General features: G+C 73.2%; 16 protein-coding genes. 14 read left to right on the top strand and 2 right to left on the bottom strand.

The features are described from left to right. Positions 1-799: bifunctional hydroxymethylpyrimidine kinase/phosphomethylpyrimidine kinase (thiD, locus tag E1281_RS22520; protein WP_347813302.1), on the top strand; the 799-nt coding region annotated here is incomplete at its 5' end. 93 nt (positions 800-892) lie between these two features. Here the strand turns inward: thiD and rpmB are convergent. Beyond that, positions 893-1087 carry a 50S ribosomal protein L28 gene (gene rpmB, locus E1281_RS22515; RefSeq protein ID WP_030164391.1) on the bottom strand — a complete coding sequence of 65 codons (195 nt, stop codon included), beginning with the start codon at positions 1085-1087 and terminating at the stop codon, positions 893-895. A gap of 228 nt (positions 1088-1315) precedes the next feature. Between rpmB and E1281_RS22510 the strand changes: the two genes are divergently transcribed. From E1281_RS22510 to E1281_RS41355, 3 genes are all read left to right on the top strand, one after another. Then, positions 1316-2911 carry a DAK2 domain-containing protein gene (locus E1281_RS22510; RefSeq protein ID WP_131881295.1) on the top strand — a complete coding sequence of 532 codons (1596 nt, stop codon included), beginning with the start codon at positions 1316-1318 and terminating at the stop codon, positions 2909-2911. A 45-nt stretch (positions 2912-2956) separates the two neighbouring features. Further along, positions 2957-5185 (top strand): ATP-dependent DNA helicase RecG, encoded by a 2229-nt coding sequence (gene recG, locus E1281_RS22505; protein ID WP_131881293.1) that lies wholly within the window; start codon positions 2957-2959, stop codon positions 5183-5185. Positions 5186-5317: 132 nt separating this feature from the next. Then, positions 5318-7075: a serine/threonine-protein kinase gene (locus E1281_RS41355; RefSeq protein WP_243717250.1), complete on the top strand. Its 1758-nt coding sequence runs from the start codon at positions 5318-5320 to the stop codon at positions 7073-7075. Between the two features lie 49 nt (positions 7076-7124). Here E1281_RS41355 and E1281_RS22495 read toward each other — a convergent pair whose 3' ends face one another. Then, positions 7125-8024, bottom strand: coding sequence for a hypothetical protein (locus E1281_RS22495; protein ID WP_131881291.1), 900 nt, complete (start codon positions 8022-8024; stop codon positions 7125-7127). 241 nt (positions 8025-8265) lie between these two features. On the opposite strand from E1281_RS22495, the gene rsmD reads away from it, so the two are divergent. The 10 genes from rsmD to smc all read left to right on the top strand — a co-directional run bounded on the left by rsmD (position 8266) and on the right by smc (position 18935). Then, positions 8266-8832 carry a 16S rRNA (guanine(966)-N(2))-methyltransferase RsmD gene (gene rsmD, locus E1281_RS22490; RefSeq protein ID WP_131881289.1) on the top strand — a complete coding sequence of 189 codons (567 nt, stop codon included), beginning with the start codon at positions 8266-8268 and terminating at the stop codon, positions 8830-8832. Between the two features lie 30 nt (positions 8833-8862). After that, a complete protein-coding gene (locus E1281_RS22485) occupies positions 8863-10314 on the top strand; it encodes a penicillin-binding transpeptidase domain-containing protein (protein WP_131881287.1) in 1452 nt (483 codons plus the stop codon). Between the two features lie 100 nt (positions 10315-10414). After that, positions 10415-10894, top strand: a complete 480-nt coding sequence (coaD, locus tag E1281_RS22480) for a pantetheine-phosphate adenylyltransferase (protein WP_131881285.1) — start codon at positions 10415-10417, stop codon at positions 10892-10894. Between the two features lie 128 nt (positions 10895-11022). Next, positions 11023-11670, top strand: coding sequence for a YceD family protein (locus E1281_RS22475; RefSeq protein WP_131881283.1), 648 nt, complete (start codon positions 11023-11025; stop codon positions 11668-11670). A 1-nt stretch (position 11671) separates the two neighbouring features. Continuing rightward, positions 11672-11851, top strand: a complete 180-nt coding sequence (rpmF, locus tag E1281_RS22470; RefSeq protein WP_021598752.1) for a 50S ribosomal protein L32 — start codon at positions 11672-11674, stop codon at positions 11849-11851. A 340-nt stretch (positions 11852-12191) separates the two neighbouring features. Beyond that, the gene (rnc, locus tag E1281_RS22465) at positions 12192-12998 is read left to right on the top strand and encodes a ribonuclease III (RefSeq protein ID WP_131881281.1); all 807 of its coding nucleotides are present in this window, start codon (positions 12192-12194) and stop codon (positions 12996-12998) included. After that, the gene (mutM, locus tag E1281_RS22460; protein ID WP_131881280.1) at positions 12991-13893 is read left to right on the top strand and encodes a bifunctional DNA-formamidopyrimidine glycosylase/DNA-(apurinic or apyrimidinic site) lyase; all 903 of its coding nucleotides are present in this window, start codon (positions 12991-12993) and stop codon (positions 13891-13893) included. Before rnc ends, mutM begins: the two co-directional genes overlap by 8 nt. Before the next feature lie 38 nt (positions 13894-13931). Continuing rightward, entirely contained in the window at positions 13932-14240 is a 309-nt protein-coding gene (locus tag E1281_RS22455; protein ID WP_131881278.1) for an acylphosphatase, read from the top strand. A gap of 178 nt (positions 14241-14418) precedes the next feature. Beyond that, positions 14419-14616 (top strand): hypothetical protein, encoded by a 198-nt coding sequence (locus E1281_RS22450; RefSeq protein ID WP_083946295.1) that lies wholly within the window; start codon positions 14419-14421, stop codon positions 14614-14616. Positions 14617-15281: 665 nt separating this feature from the next. Then, positions 15282-18935: a chromosome segregation protein SMC gene (smc, locus tag E1281_RS22445; RefSeq protein WP_131881276.1), complete on the top strand. Its 3654-nt coding sequence runs from the start codon at positions 15282-15284 to the stop codon at positions 18933-18935. Positions 18936-19236: the final 301 nt, after the last annotated feature.

Raw genomic sequence — 19236 nt, 5'->3', positions numbered from 1 at the left:
CTCCACGCCCCAGGCCCCGCCCCTCGTGCTCACCGTCGCGGGCTCGGACTCCGGCGGCGGCGCCGGAATCCAGGCGGACCTGAAGACCATGCTCGCCCTCGGCGTCCACGGGATGAGCGTCGTCGCCGCCGTCACCGCGCAGAACTCCCTCGGCGTCCAGGGCTACTGGGAACTGCCGCCCGAGGCCGTGCGCGCCCAGCTCGACTCCGTGCTGTCCGACATCGGCGTCCACGCGATCAAGACGGGGATGCTCGCGTCCACGGTGCTGGTCGAGACCGTCGCCGAGGCCCTCGCCGCCTCCGGCGCGCCCGCCGTCGTCGACCCCGTGGGCGTGTCCAAGCACGGCGACGCGCTCCTCGCCCCCGGCGCCGTCCAGGCCGTCCGCTCGGCGCTGCTGCCGGTCGCGACCGTCGCCACGCCGAACCTCTACGAGGTCGAGCAGCTCACGGGCGTCAAGGTGGTCCAGGAGTCGGGTATGCGCGAGGCGGCCGAGGCCGTCAAGGCGCTCGGCCCCCGCTGGGTCCTGATCAAGGGCGGGCACCTGCCGGGCGAGCCCGCCGACCTGCTGTTCGACGGGGAGCGCGAGCACCGCTTCAGGGCGTCCCGGCACGACAACAGGCACACCCACGGCACCGGCTGCACGCTCGCGTCCGCGATCGCGTCGCATCTCGCGCTGGGCGAGGACGTCCCCGCGGCCGTCGCGAAGGCGAAGGAGTACGTGACGGGCGCGATCGCCGCGGGTTTCCCGCTGGGCGCCGGCATCGGCCCGGTCGACCACGCCTGGCGGCACCGCACCTGACGGGTGAAGGGCCCGGAACACACGACACGGGAACACACGAAAGCCGGCTCACCGGACCCTCCCGATGAGCCGGCCGGAGCCGCGTGGTCTCGCTCAGACCGTGGGCTTGACGACCTTGCCGGCCTTGATGCAGGACGTGCAGGCGTTGATCCGCTTGGTGCTGCCGTTCACGACGGCGCGCACGCGCTGGATGTTGGGGTTCCAGCGGCGCGGGGTGCGGCGGTGCGAGTGGGAGACGCGCATGCCGAAACCGGGTCCCTTGCCGCAGACGTCGCAGACGGAAGCCACGGGAAACTCCAAGTGGTGTCGATGCTCTGACCGGAGCGCCGCCCGATGCCGCCGGAGGGCGGGCCGGGCATGATGGGTGCTCACCGATAGCGCCCCGGACGAGGCGCACGGATCAGACTAGCCGACAGCGCACCGCGTGCGCGAATCGCGCCGCCGCCCGCCCGGCTTCCCGGGACGGCGCGCCGCACGGTACAGAAGAGGTGTTGGACGGCGAGAGGGGACGGGCTCGTGGGCGGGACTCTCGATGGGGCGGCGGTACGGGCGTGGTGCAGGCTCGCGGGTGAGGCGCTGGGGCGTGCGCGGGCGGAGATCGACGCGCTCAACGTGTTCCCCGTCCCGGACGGGGACACCGGGACCAACCTGCATCTGACCGTGGTCGCCGCGGCCGACGCGCTGGACGAGCTGCCGGACACCGCGGACGCGGCGCGGATCTGGCGGACGCTGGCGCGGGGCGCGCTGCTCGGCGCCCGCGGCAACTCCGGCGTGATCCTGAGCCAGGTGTTCCGCGGGCTCGCGGACGTCCTCGGCCCCCTGGAGGCGCCGCCGGACGAGGCGGCGTTCGCCGGGGCGCTGGACCACGCGTCCGGCCTGGCCCGCGGTGCCGTGGAGCACCCGGTCGAGGGGACGATCCTGAGCGTCCTCGCCGAGGCCGCCGCGGCCTGCGCGTCCGGATCGTCCGCTACCGGCCTCGCCGGGACGGTGCGCGCCGCCGCCGGCGGAGCGCGGCGGGCGCTCAAGCGCACCACCGGGCAGCTGGACGTGCTGGCCCGCAGCGGGGTCGTGGACGCGGGCGCGGCCGGGCTCTGCGTGGTGCTCGACGTCCTCGCGGCCGTGATCACCGAGGAGTTCCCCGAGCGGTACGAGGTCCCCGCCCGTGCCGCCGGGACACCGCCCGACGGGGAACGTCCGGAACCGCCGGGGCCCGGTTACGAGGTCATGTACCTGCTGGACGCGCCGGACGACGCCGTCCACCCGCTCCGGGAGACGCTCGACGGCCTCGGGGACTCGCTCGTCGTGGTGGGCGGCGACGGCCTGTGGAACGTCCACGTCCATGTCGACGACGCCGGGGCGGCCATCGAGGCGGGCATGGCCGCCGGACGCCCGCACCGGATCCGCGTCAGCTACCTGCATCCCGGCGCCGGCGGGCATCCGCACGCGCCGCACACCGGCCGCGCGGTGGTCGCCGTCACCGCGGCGGGCGGGCTGGCCGCGCTGTTCGAGGAGTGCGGCGCGCGGGTCGTCCGCAGCGAACCGGGCGCGGCGCCGCCGCTCGCCGTGCTGGCGGAGGCGATCCTCGCGGCGGGCGACGAGGTGGCCGTCCTGCCGAACGAACCCGAGGTCCTCTCGCTCGCCGAGGCGGCCGCGGAACGCGCGAGGGACGGCGGCGCCCGGATCGCGGTGGTGCCGACGAAGGCGTCCGTCCAGGGGATGGCGGCGCTCGCCGTGCACGACCCGCTGCGCCGCTTCGGCGAGGACGTCATCGAGATGACCCGCGCCGCCGGCGCCACCCGCTTCGGCCATCTGGAGGTCGCCGAGCAGGAGGCGGTCACGAGCGTCGGCCTGTGCCAGCCCGGCGACGTCCTCGGCCTGATCGAGGGCGACGTCGTCACGATCGGCGCGGACGTCACCGAGGTCGCCCGGCACCTGGTGGACCGGATGCTGTCCGGCGGAGGGGAACTCGTCACGCTGATCGCGGGCTCCTGCGCGCCACCCGCGCTCGCCGAGACCCTCGACGGCCATCTGCGCGACGGCCATCCCGACGTGGAGGTCGGCGTCTACGCCGGCGGCCAGGAGCGGTATCCGCTGCTCATCGGCGTCGAATGAGGCGTTCGATGATTCCCGTCCCCGGCATGGGCTAGAACAGACTGCGTGGCGAACATCGACGAGCCGTTGCGCAAGGTTCTCGGCGACAAGACGGCCAAGGCGCTGGAGAAGGGCCTCGACCTGCACACGGTCGGCGACCTGCTGCACCACTACCCGCGCCGCTACGCCCACCGCGGCGAGCTCACCCAGCTGAGCGGCCTGCAGGACGGCGAGCACGTCACGGTCATGGCGGAGGTCGTGAAGGTCCAGGGGCGCAGCCTGAACCGCAGCCCCGGCTACGTCCTGGAGATCACCGTCACGGACGGAACCGGGCAGCTGAAGCTGAGCTTCTTCGGCCGCAAGGGCTCGTACAGGCCGGAGAAGGACCTCTCGCCGGGCACCCGCGGCCTGTTCGCCGGCAAGATCAGCACCTACCGGCCGCGCAGCGGCAGGGAGGTCCGGCAGCTCACCCACCCGCAGTACAAGGTCGTCGCGGAGAAGGGCGCCGAGGAGGCCGCCCAGGAGTGGGCCGACGAGATCATCCCGATCTACCCGTCGACCAAGGCGCTGCCCATCGAGACGATCGGCACCTCGGTCGGCACCGTCCTCGACCAGCTGACCCTGCCCGCCGACCCGATGCCGGGGCCGTTGCTCGGCCGCCGGCGCCTGATCGGCCTGCGCGAGGCGTACGAGGGCATCCACCGGCCCCGGACCTGGGACGAGCTGAACCGCGCCCGCGCCCGCCTCAAGTGGGACGAGGCGTTCGTCGTCCAGGCGGCCCTGGCCCAGCGCCGCCTCGCCGCCGCCGCGCTCCCGGCGACGCCGCGTCCCCCCGCCTTCGGCGGCATCCAGGCCGAGTTCGACGCCCGCCTGCCCTTCGAACTCACCAAGGGCCAGCGCGAAGTGGGCGAGGAGATAGCCGCGGACCTGGCCCTCGAACACCCCATGCACCGCCTCCTCCAGGGCGACGTCGGCTCCGGCAAGACCGTGGTCGCGCTGCGGGCGATGTTGCAGGTGGTGGACAACGGGGGCCAGGCGGCGCTGCTCGCGCCGACCGAAGTGCTCGCCCAGCAGCACTACCGGTCGATCACGGGAATGCTCGGCGACCTCGCGCAGGCGGGACAGATCGGCGGCGCCGAGAACGCCACGAGGGTCGCGCTGCTCACCGGGTCCCAGGGCGCGAAGGCGCGCAAGGAGGCCCTGCTGGACGCGGCGTCCGGCGCCGCCGGGATCATCGTCGGCACCCACGCGCTCCTCCAGGAGAGCGTTCAGTTCGCCGACCTCGGGCTCGTCGTCGTGGACGAGCAGCACCGCTTCGGGGTCGAGCAGAGGGACGCGCTGCGCGAGAAGAGCGGCGGCGGCCGGCCGCACGTCCTGGTCATGACGGCGACGCCGATCCCGCGCACGGTCGCGATGACGGTCTTCGGCGACCTGGAGACCTCCGTCCTCGGGCAGCTGCCGGCGGGCAGGTCGGAGATCCGGACCCATGTGGTGCCGCCGGAGAAGCCCGCGTTCCTCGCCCGGACCTGGGAGCGCATCAGGGAGGAGGCCGCCGACGGCCGGCAGGTCTACATCGTCTGCCCGCGCATCGGCGAGAAGGAGGGCGACGAAGGCGACGCGATGGACATGGGCGACGCGATGGACATGGGCGGCGCGGGGGACGCCGGCGACGACTCCGGCCGCAGGTCCCCGCTCGGGATCATGGAGGTCCTGCCCAAGCTGGAGGAGCTTCTCGCCGGACTGCGCGTCGGCGTCCTGCACGGCAAGCTGCATCCGGACGAGAAGGACGCGGTGATGCGCCGCTTCACCGACCGGGACCTGGACGTCCTGCTCGCCACCACGGTCATCGAGGTCGGCGTGGACGTCCCCAACGCCACCGTCATGGTCATCATGGACGCCGACCGGTTCGGCGTCTCCCAGCTCCACCAGCTGCGCGGCCGCGTCGGGCGCGGCTCCCTGCACGGACTGTGCCTGCTCGTCACCGACGCCGAACCCGGGAGCAGGGCGCGTGAGCGGCTCGACGCGGTCGCGTCCACCACCGACGGCTTCCGGCTGTCCCGCCTCGACCTGGAGCAGCGCCGCGAGGGCGACGTGCTGGGCGCGGCGCAGGCCGGCCGCGCGTCCAGCCTCCGCCTGCTCACCCTCCAGCGCGACGAGGACGTCATCCGCGACGCCCGCGAGGAGGCCACGGCGCTGGTCGAGTCCGACCCCGCCCTGTCGGACCATCCCGGCCTGGCCGCCGTCCTCGCGTCCCTCCTGGACGACGATCGCGCCGACTTCCTCGAAAAAGCCTGACCTCCGGGACGGATAACGCAGAACGCACGGCCGATCACGGACGTCTAACGTCTTGAGCCTGGATGGTGACCATCCAGGGCCCGGACGGGTACTGCTTCCGTTGCGGGTTTTTGGTGCGACGGAGGAGCTCCCATGGCGGGCGTTGGCCCCATGCTGCCGGACGATCCTGCTCGGCTCGGGCGGTACGAGCTGGTCGGACGGCTGGGGGAGGGCGGCCAGAGCGTCGTCTACCTGGGTCGCCGCGACGACGGCGCGCAGGCGGCGGTGAAGCTGCTGCGCGACCGCCTCAGCCGGGATCCGGAATGGCGGGCGCGGTTCGAGCGGGAGCTGGGGATGATCGGGCGGGTCGCCGGGTTCTGCACCGCCCAGGTCGTCGACGCCGACATCTCCGGCGACCTGCCCTACGTCGTCAGCGAGTACGTGCCGGGGCCGTCGCTGAGCGGGCTCGTCAACGAGCAGGGGCCGCGGACGGGGACCGACCTCGACCGGCTGGCGATCGGCACGGTGACGGCGCTGGCGGCCATCCACCGGGCCGGGATCCTGCACCGCGACTTCAAGCCGTCCAACGTGCTGATGGGGCCGGACGGGCCGCGGGTGATCGACTTCGGCATCGCGCGGGTCATCGGCGCGTCGTCGGCGAAGGCCAGCGGCATCGTGGGCACGCCGTCGTACATGGCGCCCGAGCAGGTCGCCGACGGGGTGCTCGGCACGGGCGTGGACCTGTTCACGTGGGCGGCGACGATGGTGTTCGCGGCGACCGGGCGGCATCCGTTCGGCAACGACACGATCTCCGCGGTGTTCCAGCGGATCCTGCACTACGAGCCCGATCTGTCGGCGCTGCCGGAATCGCTGCGGGGGGCCGTCGCGTCGTGCCTGGCCAAGGATCCGGCGATGCGGCCCGAGGCGCAGGAGGTCCTGCTGAACCTGCTCGGCGGCGAGGTCCGGGCGGAGCAGGAAGCCGAGCGGACCCTCACCACCGGCGCCGACTTCGCGCGGGCGCCCCTGGCGCCGCCCACCGTCGGGCGGCAGGGCCACCTGGCCGGAACGGACTCGGGCGGGACCACCCCCGTGCGGCAGCCGCCGACCGTCCCGCCGCGGCGCCGGCGGCGGGCGCTGGGCATCGTCGCCGCCGTGCTGGCGCCGCTGCTCGCGCTCGCCGCGGGCGGGACGGCGTGGGCCCTGCTGTCGGACGGCCCGGACGATACCGCGCGGGCTGGCGCCTCCGCCGCGGCGCCGCCCGCCGAGGCCGTGGAGGCGGTGGAGCCGGCCGCGCAGGCCATCGAGACGGTGCTGAGCTTCGACCACGCGTCGCTCGACGAGAACGTGGCGGCGGCGCACCGGGTGTCGACCCCCAGGTACGGCGCCGACTACGACCGGCAGCTCGCCACCCGCGAGTACCGCGAGGAGCTGAAGGACAAGAAGGGCTCGGTCGCGGCGGACGTCGCCGACTCCGCCGTGGTGGCCGCGTCCTCCGGCAAGGTGACGGTCCTGTCGTACGTCAGGCGGACGGTCCGGGCGGAGAACGCCGATCCCAGCCGTCTCCAGGACCCGATGCGCGCGACCATGGTCAAGCAGGGGGACGCCTGGCTGCTCGACAGCCTCTACTCGCTGAAGGCGGGCTCGCCGAGGCTCGACACGTCGGGCGCGGGCTGGCCCGGCGGGGAGGCCCGGGGGGCGATGGAAGCGGTGGCGCGGCACCCGTCCGTGGCGTCCGGGTCGACGGTCGAGATCGCCATGCGCCCGGCGGGGGAGGGGGACCGGCTCCTGGCGCTGGTGACGCTCGGCCAGTGCGGGGACGGCTGCTCCGACGAGGACCCGGTCACGTTCCAGAGGCTGCGGCTCCAGCGATCCGGCGGCGGCTGGAAGGTCACGGGCTCCGAGCGGCTGTGAACGCCGCAGGGGCGCCCCCCATCGGGAGGCGCCCCCTGCGGTGGCTCGCTCAGGACTCGCGGGCGCCGCGCCTGCGGGTCCCGGCCACCGCCGCGCTCCCGGCGGCGATGGCGGTCAGGCCGAGCATCACCAGCGGCAGCGCCTCGGCCCCGGTGACGGGCAGGTCCTTCGGCGGCGCGATGACACCGGCGGCCGTGGCCCCCGGGCCGATCGCCGAGCCGGACGGCAGGTCCGGCAGCAGCGGCGACGACGGAAGCGTGGGCGGAGCCGGCGAGGGGCTCGGCGGCGCCGGGGAGCCGTCCGGCGGCGCCGGCGGGCTGGGCGGCTCCGGCGTCTCGCCCGGAGGAGTCTCGCCCGGAGGCCCCGGCGGCGTCGGCGGGGTCGGCGCCTCGCACCCCGAGCCGACGCACGCGTTCGCCGCGACCTTCACCGACAGCGGGGTCCCGCCGGCGGGAGTCACCGAGGCGCCGAGCTCGGTCCCGGCGCTGAGGACCGGCCTGCTCTGCTTGCTCTGCACGCCTTGCCCGCCGCCCGAGACCTCGGCGCCGGTCTTGAGCTTCACTCCGGCGCTTCCGGCGGACGACCTGGCCTTGGCCTCGACCTCGGCGCCCGCCGTGACCCTGCTGTTCTTCGCCGAGACGCGCGCACCGGTCTTCACCCGGAGACCGGCCTCGCCCTCGGACGTCTTCACGCCCGCGCCGAGGTCCAGGCCCGCGGTGGTGGTGCTGGTGCGCTCGTCGTGGTCGAGCTTGGCGTTCAAACGCAGGTCGAGCGTGGGCTCCTGCTTGCGCTTGACGGGCTTGCGCGCGTCACCCTTCTTCGCGGCCTTCTTCTCGGCCGGCTTGTGATCGGCGAGCTTGGGCTTGACAGGGGGCGGGGAGCTCTCGGCGTGCGATACGCCGCTCATGGCGGCGATGCCCAGCACCGTCGCGCCGGCCGTCACCGCCATTCTCCTACCGTGATGCACAGGATTCTCCTGAGGGGATGGGTTGCACAACCTGCGAGCACGTTTACACGACCAGTAGTTACTGTGAACGGGGTCCGGATCATTTGGTCGGGGTTTCACAAGGGATCGCCGTGCGCGTTGTGTAGTTTTCGGTTCTGCCGTGCGCCGACCCGCGGGTCATGCGACCGGGTGAACCGCGCGCTCGCCGTGCGCGTCCGCGCCGGGGCGCCGGGATACTGGGGGGATGACCAGGGTCATCGCGGGAAGCGCGGGAGGACGGCGGCTGGCCGTACCGGCGGGACGGGACACCAGGCCGACCAGCGACCGCGCGAGGGAGGGGCTGTTCTCCACCGTGCTCGCCCTCCTCGGCCCCCTGGACGGGCTGCGCGTCGCCGACCTGTACGCGGGTTCCGGGGCGGTCGGTCTTGAGGCGCTGTCCCGGGGCGCCGCGCATGCGCTGCTCGTCGAGTCGCACCCCCGCGCGCTGAAGGTGATCCGGCGGAACGCCGAGGCTCTCGGGCTGCCGGGCGCCGTCACGCGTGCGGACAGGGTGGAGCGGCTCGTCCGCACGCCGCCGGACGAGCCGTACGACCTGGTCTTCGCGGACCCGCCCTACACGGTGGCGGACGCGTCCGTCACCGCCCTCCTGGAGGATCTGCGCGACCACGGGTGGACCGCCCCGGACGCGCTGGTCGTCGTGGAGCGCGCCGCGCGCGGCCCGGCGCTGCGGTGGCCGGACGGCTTCGAGGCCGAGCGGGACCGGCGTTACGGCGAGGCGATGTTCTGGTACGGACGCGCCGGCGGCCGTTGACCCGGGCGAAGTACGGGTACGTGCATCCGCATGGAGCCCGGCACCGACCGCGCGCTGGCACGAACCTGGGTCGTCACGCTCGTGATGGTCGTCGCGCTCATGGCGAACATCACCTACGTGCAGGGGTTCGAGGCCCAGGATCTCCGCGACGACTCCGACAACGCCCGCCGGCTCGACGACCGCTTCAAGATCGACCGCGGGCCCATCGTGGCCGACGGCGAGCGCCTCGCCTGGTCGGAGAAGGCCGATGACGAGCGCTACCGGCGCCGCTACCGGAACGGACCGGTCTTCGCGCCGGTGACCGGCTACTTCTCCGTGTTCGCGCAGACCGGCCTGGAGGAGGCCGCGAACCACTTCCTGGACGGGACCGACGACCGCCTCGCCACCTCCAACCTCATGGACAAGATCATCGGCAGGCACGTCCCGGGCGGGACCGTCGAGGCCACCGTCGACGTCCGCGCGCAGCACGCCGCCTACGAGGCTCTCGCGGGCTCGGGCGTGCGGCGGGCCGCGGCCGTCGTCATCGACGCGGACTCCGGCGCGATCCTGGTGATGGCGTCCACGCCGTCCTACGACCCGAACGAGGTGTCCACCCTCGACCGGGACGACGCGACGGCGGCGTTCGCCAGGCTCGACGACCAGCCTCTCAAGCCGCTGCTCAACAAGGCCGCCAAGGAGCTCTTCCCGCCCGGGTCGACGTTCAAGACCGTCGTCGCGGCCGCCGCGCTGGAGGCCGGCGCCACCGCGGACACCGGCGTCCGGGCGGGGCGAAGCTACACGCCGCCCGGGGCGGGGCAGGCGATCAACAACGACGCGGGCGACATCGGCGGGTCGTGCGACCTGCGCCGGATCCCGCTCATCGAGGCGTACGCGCAGTCCTGCAACACAACGTTCGCCTACATGGGCGCGGAGGACCCCGGCAACGGCGCCGTTCTCCGGAAGGCCGCCGGTTTCGGGTTCGGCGACCGGATCGAGTACGCCGACGGCGTGCTGAGCGCCGCCAGTTCCTTCCCGGAGACGGACGAGGCGGCGCTCAGCGCGCTCGGCTCCATCGGGCAGGGCAGCACGGTCGCGGCGCCGCTGCAGATGGCCATGGTCGCGGCCGGCGTCCTCAACGACGGGGTGGTGATGCAGCCGCATCTCATCGACAGGCTGCGCGCTCCCGGTGGCAGGACGGTGGACGACATCTCGCCCGGCCCGATGTCCCGGACGATGGACTCCGAGGAGGCGGAGCAGATGCGGGACATGATGGAGGCCGTCGTCGAGAAGGGCACCGCGGAGTCGCTGAAGGGGACGTCCGTCCTCGGCGGCAAGACGGGGACCGCCGACGTCGCGGACGCCCCCTACAACGACCGCTGGTTCATCGGATACGGCCCGCGGGAGGACCCCGAGTACGCGGTCGCGGTGATGACCGAGGCGCCCGGCTACGGCATCGAGTCCGGCCCCATCGCCGCCACGATCCTCGACGCGCTGTCCGGCTGAGCCCGCCCAAGAAGACGGCGGAGCCCGGGTGGAACGCGACCGAATACGATTTGGTACGTTCACGCCGCAGGTCAAACCTGGATCGTAAGGGGTTCGCGTCGTGCGCCGTGTCGTCTGTCCGGGATCGTTCGACCCCGTCACCAACGGGCATCTCGACATCATCAGCCGCGCCTCCCGTCTGTATGACGAGGTGGTCGTCGCCGTGCTGATCAACAAGAACAAGAAGAGCCTGTTCACCGTGGACGAACGCGCCGGCATGATCTCCGAGGTCACCAAGGAGTACGGCAACGTCCGGGTCGACACCTTCTACGGGCTCACCGTCGACTACTGCCGGGAGCAGGACATCCCGGTGATCGTCCGGGGGCTCCGGGCCGTCAGCGACTACGAGTACGAGTTGCAGATGGCGCAGATGAACCACCGGATCGCCGGTGTGGAGACCCTCTTCATGGCGACGAACCCCGAATACGCGTTCCTTTCGTCGAGCCTGATGAAAGAGGTCGTGAGGTTCGGCGGCGACATCTCCGGGCTGGTCCCCGACAGCGTCCACGACCGGCTGGTGGACCGGCTCAGGGAGCAGTGAGCGGCCCTCCTCCGCGAGGTGGGCAGGGGGCGCAGGCGGCCCGCTCCTGGTGAGGGGGCCGCGAGTTGGGCAAGCGCCGGGTCTTCGGTATCCTGGGACATCGGCCATCACCCGCGGCCGTCATTCCCATGCCTCACGAAAGCAGGAAGCCACTGACACGCCTCGACCCCAACGCCCCACTCGTGCTCGACACACGAGCGCTGGGCAGGCAACCCGGGTCGTCGCGGGAGGAGCACCTGTCCGTGCCGGCACCGGAGAATTTCGGCGTCGAGATGGTGGGCGTCCCCGAGGGCGCCGCGATCGAGCTGGAGATCCGGCTCGAAGCGGTACTCGAAGGGGTGCTCGTCACCGGCACGGCGGCGGTCCCCCTCCGGGGGGAGTGCTCCCGCTGCCTCGACCCGATCGCCTCGACCTTCGAGGCGGACTTCCAGGAACTCTTCGTCTACGACGACACCCGCTCCGGCGGGAACGCCGACGACGACGAACTCCGCCTAGAGGGCGATCTGATCGACCTCGAACCCGTCCTGCGGGACGCGGTGGTGCTCGCGCTGCCGCTGTCCCCGCTGTGCCGGGAGGACTGCCCGGGCCTGTGCCCGGACTGCGGTGCACGGCTGGCGGACGCCGGACCCGGCCACCGCCACGACGTCGCCGACCCTCGATGGGCGGCGCTGCAGGATCTCGCCGGCGACCTGGCGCCGGCTCCCCCCGGACGGGGGGACGGAGGCTCCGGCCCCCGTGGTTCATCCGACCGACGAGAAGGAAAGCAGGAGGGCTGACGTGGCCGTCCCCAAGCGGAAGAAGTCGCGCAGCAACACGCGGCACCGGCGTGCGCAGTGGAAGGCCACGGCGCCGAACCTGGTCGAGTGCCCGACGTGCCGCGACCACAAGCTGCCCCACACCGCGTGCGCGACGTGCGGCACCTACGACCGGCGGCAGGTCATCGCCCCGTCGGCCTGACCGAGCGCTCTTCGTCCCGGGCTCCGGCGCCGTGACGGTTCCGGCGCCGCCGGATGAAGAACGTTCACCTGCGACCCGGGGGCGGATTCGCGCGGACCGCGCGGCCCGCCCCCTGCGGTGCGCAGGACCGGCACCCCGACCACCCCGGCGCGTGACGTCGGCGTGGTGACCGGCGCGGAGACTGCGCCCGGAGCCGTGGTGCACGCCGGGATACCCGACCGGCGCGCACCTCGTCTTCGCGGACCCTCCGGCCGTGCGTCCTCGCCGTCCGGCCGTCCCGGCCGCGCGCCCACAGACGCGACCGCGCCATGCGCGGTGCACGGCCTGCGAGGAGGGCCTTGTGAGCGGCAAGAAGAGCGACCCCGCGCCGGATCGCGCGGAACTGACCGGCGCGCTCGGCGTCGCCGTGGACGACGACCTGCTCGAACGCGCACTGACCCACCGTTCCTACGCCTACGAGAACGGCGGGCTGCCCACCAACGAGCGCCTGGAGTTCCTCGGCGACTCGGTGCTGGGCCTCGTCGTCACCGACACCCTGTTCCGGGGCCACCCCGACCTGCCCGAGGGGCAGCTGGCCAAGCTGCGCGCCGCCGTGGTCAACATGCGGGCCCTCGCGGGCGTCGCCCGGGGCCTCGGCGTCGGCGCCCACATCCGGCTCGGCCGCGGCGAGGAGGGCACCGGCGGCCGCGACAAGGCGTCGATACTCGCCGACACGCTGGAGGCGCTGATCGGCGCCGTCTACCTCGACCGGGGCCTGGGCGAGGCGTCCGCCCTGGTGCACCGGCTCTTCGACGGGCTGATCAGCCGCTCGGCGGGCCTCGGCGCCGGCCTGGACTGGAAGACCTCGCTGCAGGAGCTCACCGCCGTCGAGGAGCTCGGCGTCCCCGAGTACCACGTCGCCGAGAGCGGCCCCGACCACCAGAAGACGTTCCGCGCCTCGGTCCGGGTCGGCGGGACGACGTACGGGTCGGGTGAGGGGCGCAGCAAGAAGGAGGCGGAGCAGAACGCCGCCGAGGCCGCCTGGAACGAGATCCGCCGGATCGTCGTGGAACGGGACGCCGCCGCGCAGGCCGAGGAGGCCCGCGCGGCCGGTGGTGAGCAGGCCGGTGGTGAGCAGGCCGGCCAGGCGGCCCAGGCCGGTGCCTGAGCTTCCCGAGGTCGAGGTCGTCCGGCGCGGCCTGGACCGCTGGACGGCGGGCCGCGCGATCGCGTCCGCCGAGGTGCTGCACCCGCGGTCGGTGCGCCGCCACGCGCCGGGCCCGGCCGACTTCGCCGGACGGCTCGCCGGACGCACCGTCCGCGGCCCCCGCCGCCGCGGCAAGTACATGTGGCTGCCGCTGAGCGCCGAGCAGGACGAGGCGCCGGGAGAGGCGCTCCTGGCGCACCTCGGGATGAGCGGCCAGCTGCTCGTGGGCGAGCCGGACCGCGAACGCGAGAAGCACCTGCGGGTCCGGATCGGCTTCGCCGACGGAGGCCACGACCTGCGCTTCGTCGACCAGCGGACGTTCGGGCACCTCATGGTCACCGACCTGGTGCCGGACGTGGTCGGCGGCCCGGACGGCCCGGGCCTCGTCCCCGAACCGATCGTGCACATCGCCGCCGACCCGCTGGAGGACGCCTTCGATCCCGAGGCCTTCTTCCGCGCCCTGCGCCGCCGCAGGACCGGGATCAAGCGGGCCCTCCTCGACCAGTCGCTGATCAGCGGGGTCGGCAACATCTACGCCGACGAGGCGCTGTGGCGGGCCAGGATCCACTGGGCGCGGCCCACCGAGACGATGACCCGTGCGGAGGCGGCGCGCGTCCTGGAGGGCGCTCAGGAGGTCATGGAGGCCGCCCTGGCGGTCGGCGGCACGTCCTTCGACAGCCTCTACGTCGACGTGGACGGCGAAAGCGGCTACTTCGAACGGTCCCTGGACGCCTACGGCCAGCGGGACCAGCCCTGCCGCCGCTGCGGCACGCCGATCCGCCGGGACGAGTTCATGAACCGCTCGTCCTACAGCTGCCCCGTGTGCCAACCGCGTCCCCGCCGGGGACGGTACTAGGGCAACGGGAATCACCAGGCACCGAGACGGGGGACGCGATGGACGCCGGCGACGAGGAGAACGTGCGGCTCACGGCCTGGGTGCGCGGCCGCGTGCAGGGGGTCGGCTTCCGCTGGTGGGTGCGGGCGCGGGCCCTGGAGCTCGGCCTCCGCGGCACCGCCACCAACCTGGCCGACGGCCGGGTGGAGGTCGTCGCGGAAGGGCCTCGCGGACGGTGCCGGACACTCCTCGACCTGCTGGACGGCGACCCGCCCGCCGGTGTGCCGGGACGCCCCGGCAAGGTCACGGGCGTGGCCGAGCGGTGGAGCGAGCCGCGCGGCGGGGACGCCGGTTTCCACGAGCGGTGACCGGGTAGGGGGTTCCGGTTTATACCTGCTAAACTAGTAGAGGAAGGTTGTTACCGGCCTGTGATGTGCGGCTTGACCAGGGCTCCGGCCGGTGCGACTCTAGACGATACGCGCAACGACTTCAGCTGATTCTCGTGCGCGATCCCTGCTGGTTACTCAGCGTGGAGGACCCTTAGTCATGGCGAAGGCTCTACTCGGCCACGTCGGCGGTCCCGACCCCCGGATGGTCGCGGAGATGCGGCGCCTTCAGCAGCGCGTACGTGATCTGGAAGCCGAGCTCGTACGGCTTCAGGCAGAGAACGACGCGCTCGCGACGGCGCCTGACGACGATGTGATGTCCCTAGCGGTGAAGGACCGCGAACCAGCGCTGACCTGATCAGCGCCTTCTTTCCAAGTTGCACTAGGGACGCCACGACCTGGCGTCCCTGTTTATTTGCATTGCCCTTGGCGGTCGGGCCTTGAAGGCCCTTCCTTCGGCGGGCACTGCGTGCGATCGCTGCATCGCTCCGAACTCGCCTTGCGGCTCGCTGCGCGATCAGGTTTCTCGCTTTGCTCGCAACCTGCCTTCGGACGCGATCGCAACGGTTTGGGTTGTTGCGGGGTTGCGGTGGTGGCTGATGTAGGTGCTTCCCTGTGGTCGGTGTCGGGCTCGACCTGCGGGCGTGGGTACTGTGTGTGATGGGCGAAGGGCCTGGGGCGGGCCGGTCAGCGGTGTACCCTCGGGCTGATGTATGGGGGGACGGTCAGGAAACGGTCAAACTCTTGCTCGGGTTCTGGGCGGCCGGATCTGGTGGCGTCTGTGGCGGGTGTCGAATTTCGGGGCATCCGGTGGGGCATGGGTTCCGTGACCCGAATCCCCGCCGTCCGCGCGTCCCGTGCCGGGAGCCGGGGCGGTCGTTGTATAACGAGCACGGTGACCTCAGCCATCGCCGCGACCCCGCGACCACCGGAACCGCCCGGTGATCACGGGCGGCGGCCGGTGATGGAGGGCGCGCGGCGCCCGGGGGAGGGAAACCCGATAAGTACGAGGACGGCCCGCGCGTGTACTTGAAGACACTGACGTTGCGCGGCTTCAAGTCCTTCGCGTCGTCCACCACGCTGAGGTTCGAGCCGGGCATCACCGCCGTCGTCGGGCCGAACGGGTCGGGCAAGTCCAACGTCGTGGACGCACTGGCCTGGGTGATGGGGGAGCAGGGCGCCAAGTCGCTGCGCGGCGGCAAGATGGAGGACGTCATCTTCGCCGGAACCGCCAGCCGGGCGCCGCTCGGCCGGGCGGAGGTCGTGCTGACGATCGACAACTCCGACGGCGCGCTGCCGATCGACTACACCGAGGTCACGATCAGCCGGCTGATGTTCCGGTCGGGCAGCAGCGAGTACGCGATCAACGGCGACTCGTGCCGGCTGCTGGACATCCAGGAGCTGCTGTCGGACTCGGGCATCGGCCGCGAGATGCACGTCATCATCGGGCAGGGGCAGCTCGACCGCGTCCTGCACTCGGGGCCCGAGGGGCGCCGCGCGGTGATCGAGGAGGCGGCCGGTGTCCTGAAGCACCGCAAGCGCAAGGAGAAGGCCCTCCGCAAGCTGGACGCGATGCAGGGGAACCTGACCCGCGTCCAGGACCTCACGGGCGAGCTGCGGCGGCAGTTGAAGCCGCTGGGCAAGCAGGCCGAGATCGCGCGCAAGGCCGCCGTCATCCAGGCCGACCTGCGCGACGCCCGGCTGCGGCTGCTGGCCGACGACCTGGTCACGCTGCGGACGAGGCTTGAGCAGGAGGCCGCCGACGAGGCCGCGATCCGGGAGCGCCGCACCGAGACGGAGCGGGCGCTGAACGAGGCGCAGGAGCGCGAGGGCGTCCTGGAGGCCGAGGAGGCGGAGCAGGCGCCCAGACTCGCGCAGGTCCAGGACACGTGGTTCCAGCTCTCGGCGTTGAAGGAGCGGCTGCGGGGCGTGGCCGACCTGGCGGCCGAGCGGCACCGCAACGCGGCGGAGGCGCGCGAGGAGGAGCGGCGGGGCCGCGACCCCGAGGACATGGAACGCGAGGCCGCCGAGATCCGCGAGCAGGAAGAGATGCTCCGGGAGGCGCTGGACCAGGCGCAGGACGCCCTGTCCGCGGCCGTCGAGGAGCGGTCCGGCGCGGAGGAGGCCCTCGCCTCGGAGGAGCGGCGCTTGCAGGCCGCGGTGCGCGCCGCGGCCGACCGGCGGGAGGAGCTGGCCCGGCTGCGGGGACGGGTCGAGGCGCTGCGCAGCAAGGCCGCGGCCGGGCGGTCGGAGATCGGGCGGCTCGCCGAGGCGCGCGAGGAGGCCGAGCGGCGAGCCGAGTCCGCGCAGGCGGATTTCGAGGCGTTCGAGGCCGAGGTCGTGGAGGACCCGGAGCTCGCCGCCGAGCACGAGGCCGCCCAGGAGGCGCTCGCCACGGCGAAGGAGGCCGCGGAGTCCGCGCGGGCGGCGGTGGACGGCCCGCGCCGGGCCTTGAAGGAGGCGCGGTCGGCCGTGGGTTCGGCGCGGTCGGCGGACCAGGCCGCGCAGAAGAAGGTCGCGGCCCTCCAGGCCCGGATCGAGGCTCTCGACCTGACGCTGGCCAGTGCCGCCGACGGCGGGGAGGCCCTCCTCGCCGCCGGGGCGGACGGCTCGCTCGACGGCGTCCTCGGGACGGTCGCGTCGCTGATGAACGTCCGCCCGGGGTACGAGGCGGCGATCGCCGCCGCGCTCGGCAACGCGGCCGAGGGCATCGCGGTCGGCTCGGTGGACACGGCCGAAGCCGCGCTGGCGCTGCTGCGCTCCCGGGACGCCGGACGCGCCGGGCTGCTCATCGGCGGGGGTGCGGCCGCGGCGGGCGGGCGGCTCCCCGGGATCGACCACGCGGCCGACGCCGTGACCGTGCCGGACGCCGTGCGTCCCGCAGTCGAGCACCTGCTGAGCGATGTGGCGGTGGTGGACGACGTCCCGTCCGCCGCCGCGCTCGTCCGGCGGCAGCCCTCTCTGCGGGCCGTCACCCGTGATGGGGAACTCGTCGGCGCGCACTGGGCGCAGGGCGGAGCGGCGGGCGGCGGGCAGAGCCTTCTGCAGATGCGCGCGACGCTGGACCAGGCCACCGAGGATCTCGCCGCGGCCGAGACGGCGGCCGGTGCCGCGGCCGACGAGCTCACGGTGTCCGCGGAACGTGAGAACGCGGCACAGACCGCTCTGGAAGCCGCTGAGGCGGCCGCCGGCGAGGCCCAGTCTGGGGTCAACCACGCGCAGGGCGACCTCGACCGCGTCCGCGCGCGCTTGCGTGAGCACGACGCGCAGGCCGCTCAAGAGGCCCAGCGTGCGGCCCGGCTGGAGGCCGACGTCCGCGCCGCCCGCGGCGAGGCGGAGCGGCTGACCAAGTCCCTGGACGCGGCCAGCGAGTCCCTGGAACGCGATACCGAGGCGGCCGAAGAGCTCGCGATGCGGCTCGCCGAGTCGGAGGAGGCCGCGGAGGTCGCCGACGAGGCCGGGCACGACACGGAGTCCCGCGACGAGCTGAACGCCCGCTGCCAGGAGCTCCGCGCCGCCGAGATGGAGTCGCGGCTGTCGGTCCGCACGGCCGAGGAGCGCGTCCAGGCCATCGCCGGGCGCGCCGACGCCCTGGAACGCGGTGCCCGCCGCGAGCGCGAGGAACGCGCCCGCGCCGCGCAGCGCCGCGCCCGCCGCGAGGAGCAGGCCAGGATCGCCAAGGCCGTCCACAAGGGAGCGAGGACGGCCCTGGAGCGCATCGAGCACTCCCTGGACGCGGCCGTCCGCCGGTGGGAGGCCGCCGAGCAGGCCAAGGCGGCCCGCGAGGCCGAGCTGAAGGTCGTCCGCACCCAGGTCCGCGAACTGTCCGGCACGCTCGAACGCCTGGTCAACGTCGTGCACGGCAACGAGGTCGCCCGCGCCGAGCAGCGGCTCCGGCTGGAGCAGTACGAGCAGCGGGCCTTGGACGAGTTCGGCCTGGAGGTCGAGTCGCTGGTGGCGGAGTACGGGCCGGACCAGCCCGTGCCGCCCGACCCCGACCATGGGGACGACGCGCAGCCCGCACCGTACGACCGGGCCGTCCAGGAGAAACGCGCCAAGACCGCCGAGCGGCAGCTCAACCAGCTCGGCAAGGTCAACCCGCTCGCGCTGGAGGAGTTCGCCGCCCTGGAGGAGCGGCACGCGTTCCTCACCTCGCAGCTGGAGGACCTGAAGAAGACCCAGCGGGAGCTGCTCGGCCTCGTCAAGGAGGTGGACGACCGCGTCCAGGAGGTGTTCGGCACCGCCTACGACGACACCGCCCGCGAGTTCGAGCGGATCTTCGCACGGCTGTTCCCGGGTGGGGAGGGCAGCCTGTCCCTGACCGAGCCCGACGACATGCTCACCACCGGCGTCGAGGTCGCGGCCAGGCCGCCCGGCAAGAAGGTCAAGCGGCTGTCGCTGCTGTCGGGCGGCGAGCGGTCCCTGGTGGCCATCGCGTTCCTCGTCGCCGTCTTCAAGGCGCGCCCGTCCCCGTTCTACGTCCTGGACGAGGTCGAGGCCGCGCTGGACGACACCAACACCCAGCGGCTGCTCACCGTCTTCGAGGAGCTGCGCGAGGCGTCCCAGCTCATCGTGATCACTCACCAGAAGCGGACCATGGAGGGAGCCGACGCCCTCTACGGCGTCAGCATGCGCGGCGACGGCGTCACCCAGGTCGTCAGCCAGCGGCTGAGTTGATTTGTAGTTCCCTTGGCGGTCGGGCCCTTGAGGGCCCTCCCTTCGGCGGGAACTACGGTGCGACCGCTGCATCGCTCCGGCTCGCCTGGCGGCTCGCTGCGCGATCAGGTTTCTCGCAGGCTCGCAACCTGCCTTCGGACGCGATCGCGACTGTTGGGGTCGTCGCGGGGTTGCGGTGGTGGCTGGGGTCGTTTGCGATCGGTTTGGAGCGGGGCCCGGCGTCGGGGCCGGGGGCGTGTGTGGATTTCATATAGCGGTAATATCGGGCAAGGTTTCTTTGGAGCGTTACATCGCTCAGGGG

The sequence above is a fragment of the Actinomadura sp. KC345 genome, from assembly GCF_004348515.1.
Classification (GTDB): Bacteria; Actinomycetota; Actinomycetes; order Streptosporangiales; family Streptosporangiaceae; genus Spirillospora.
This window is presented reverse-complemented; position numbering and strand designations above follow the sequence as displayed.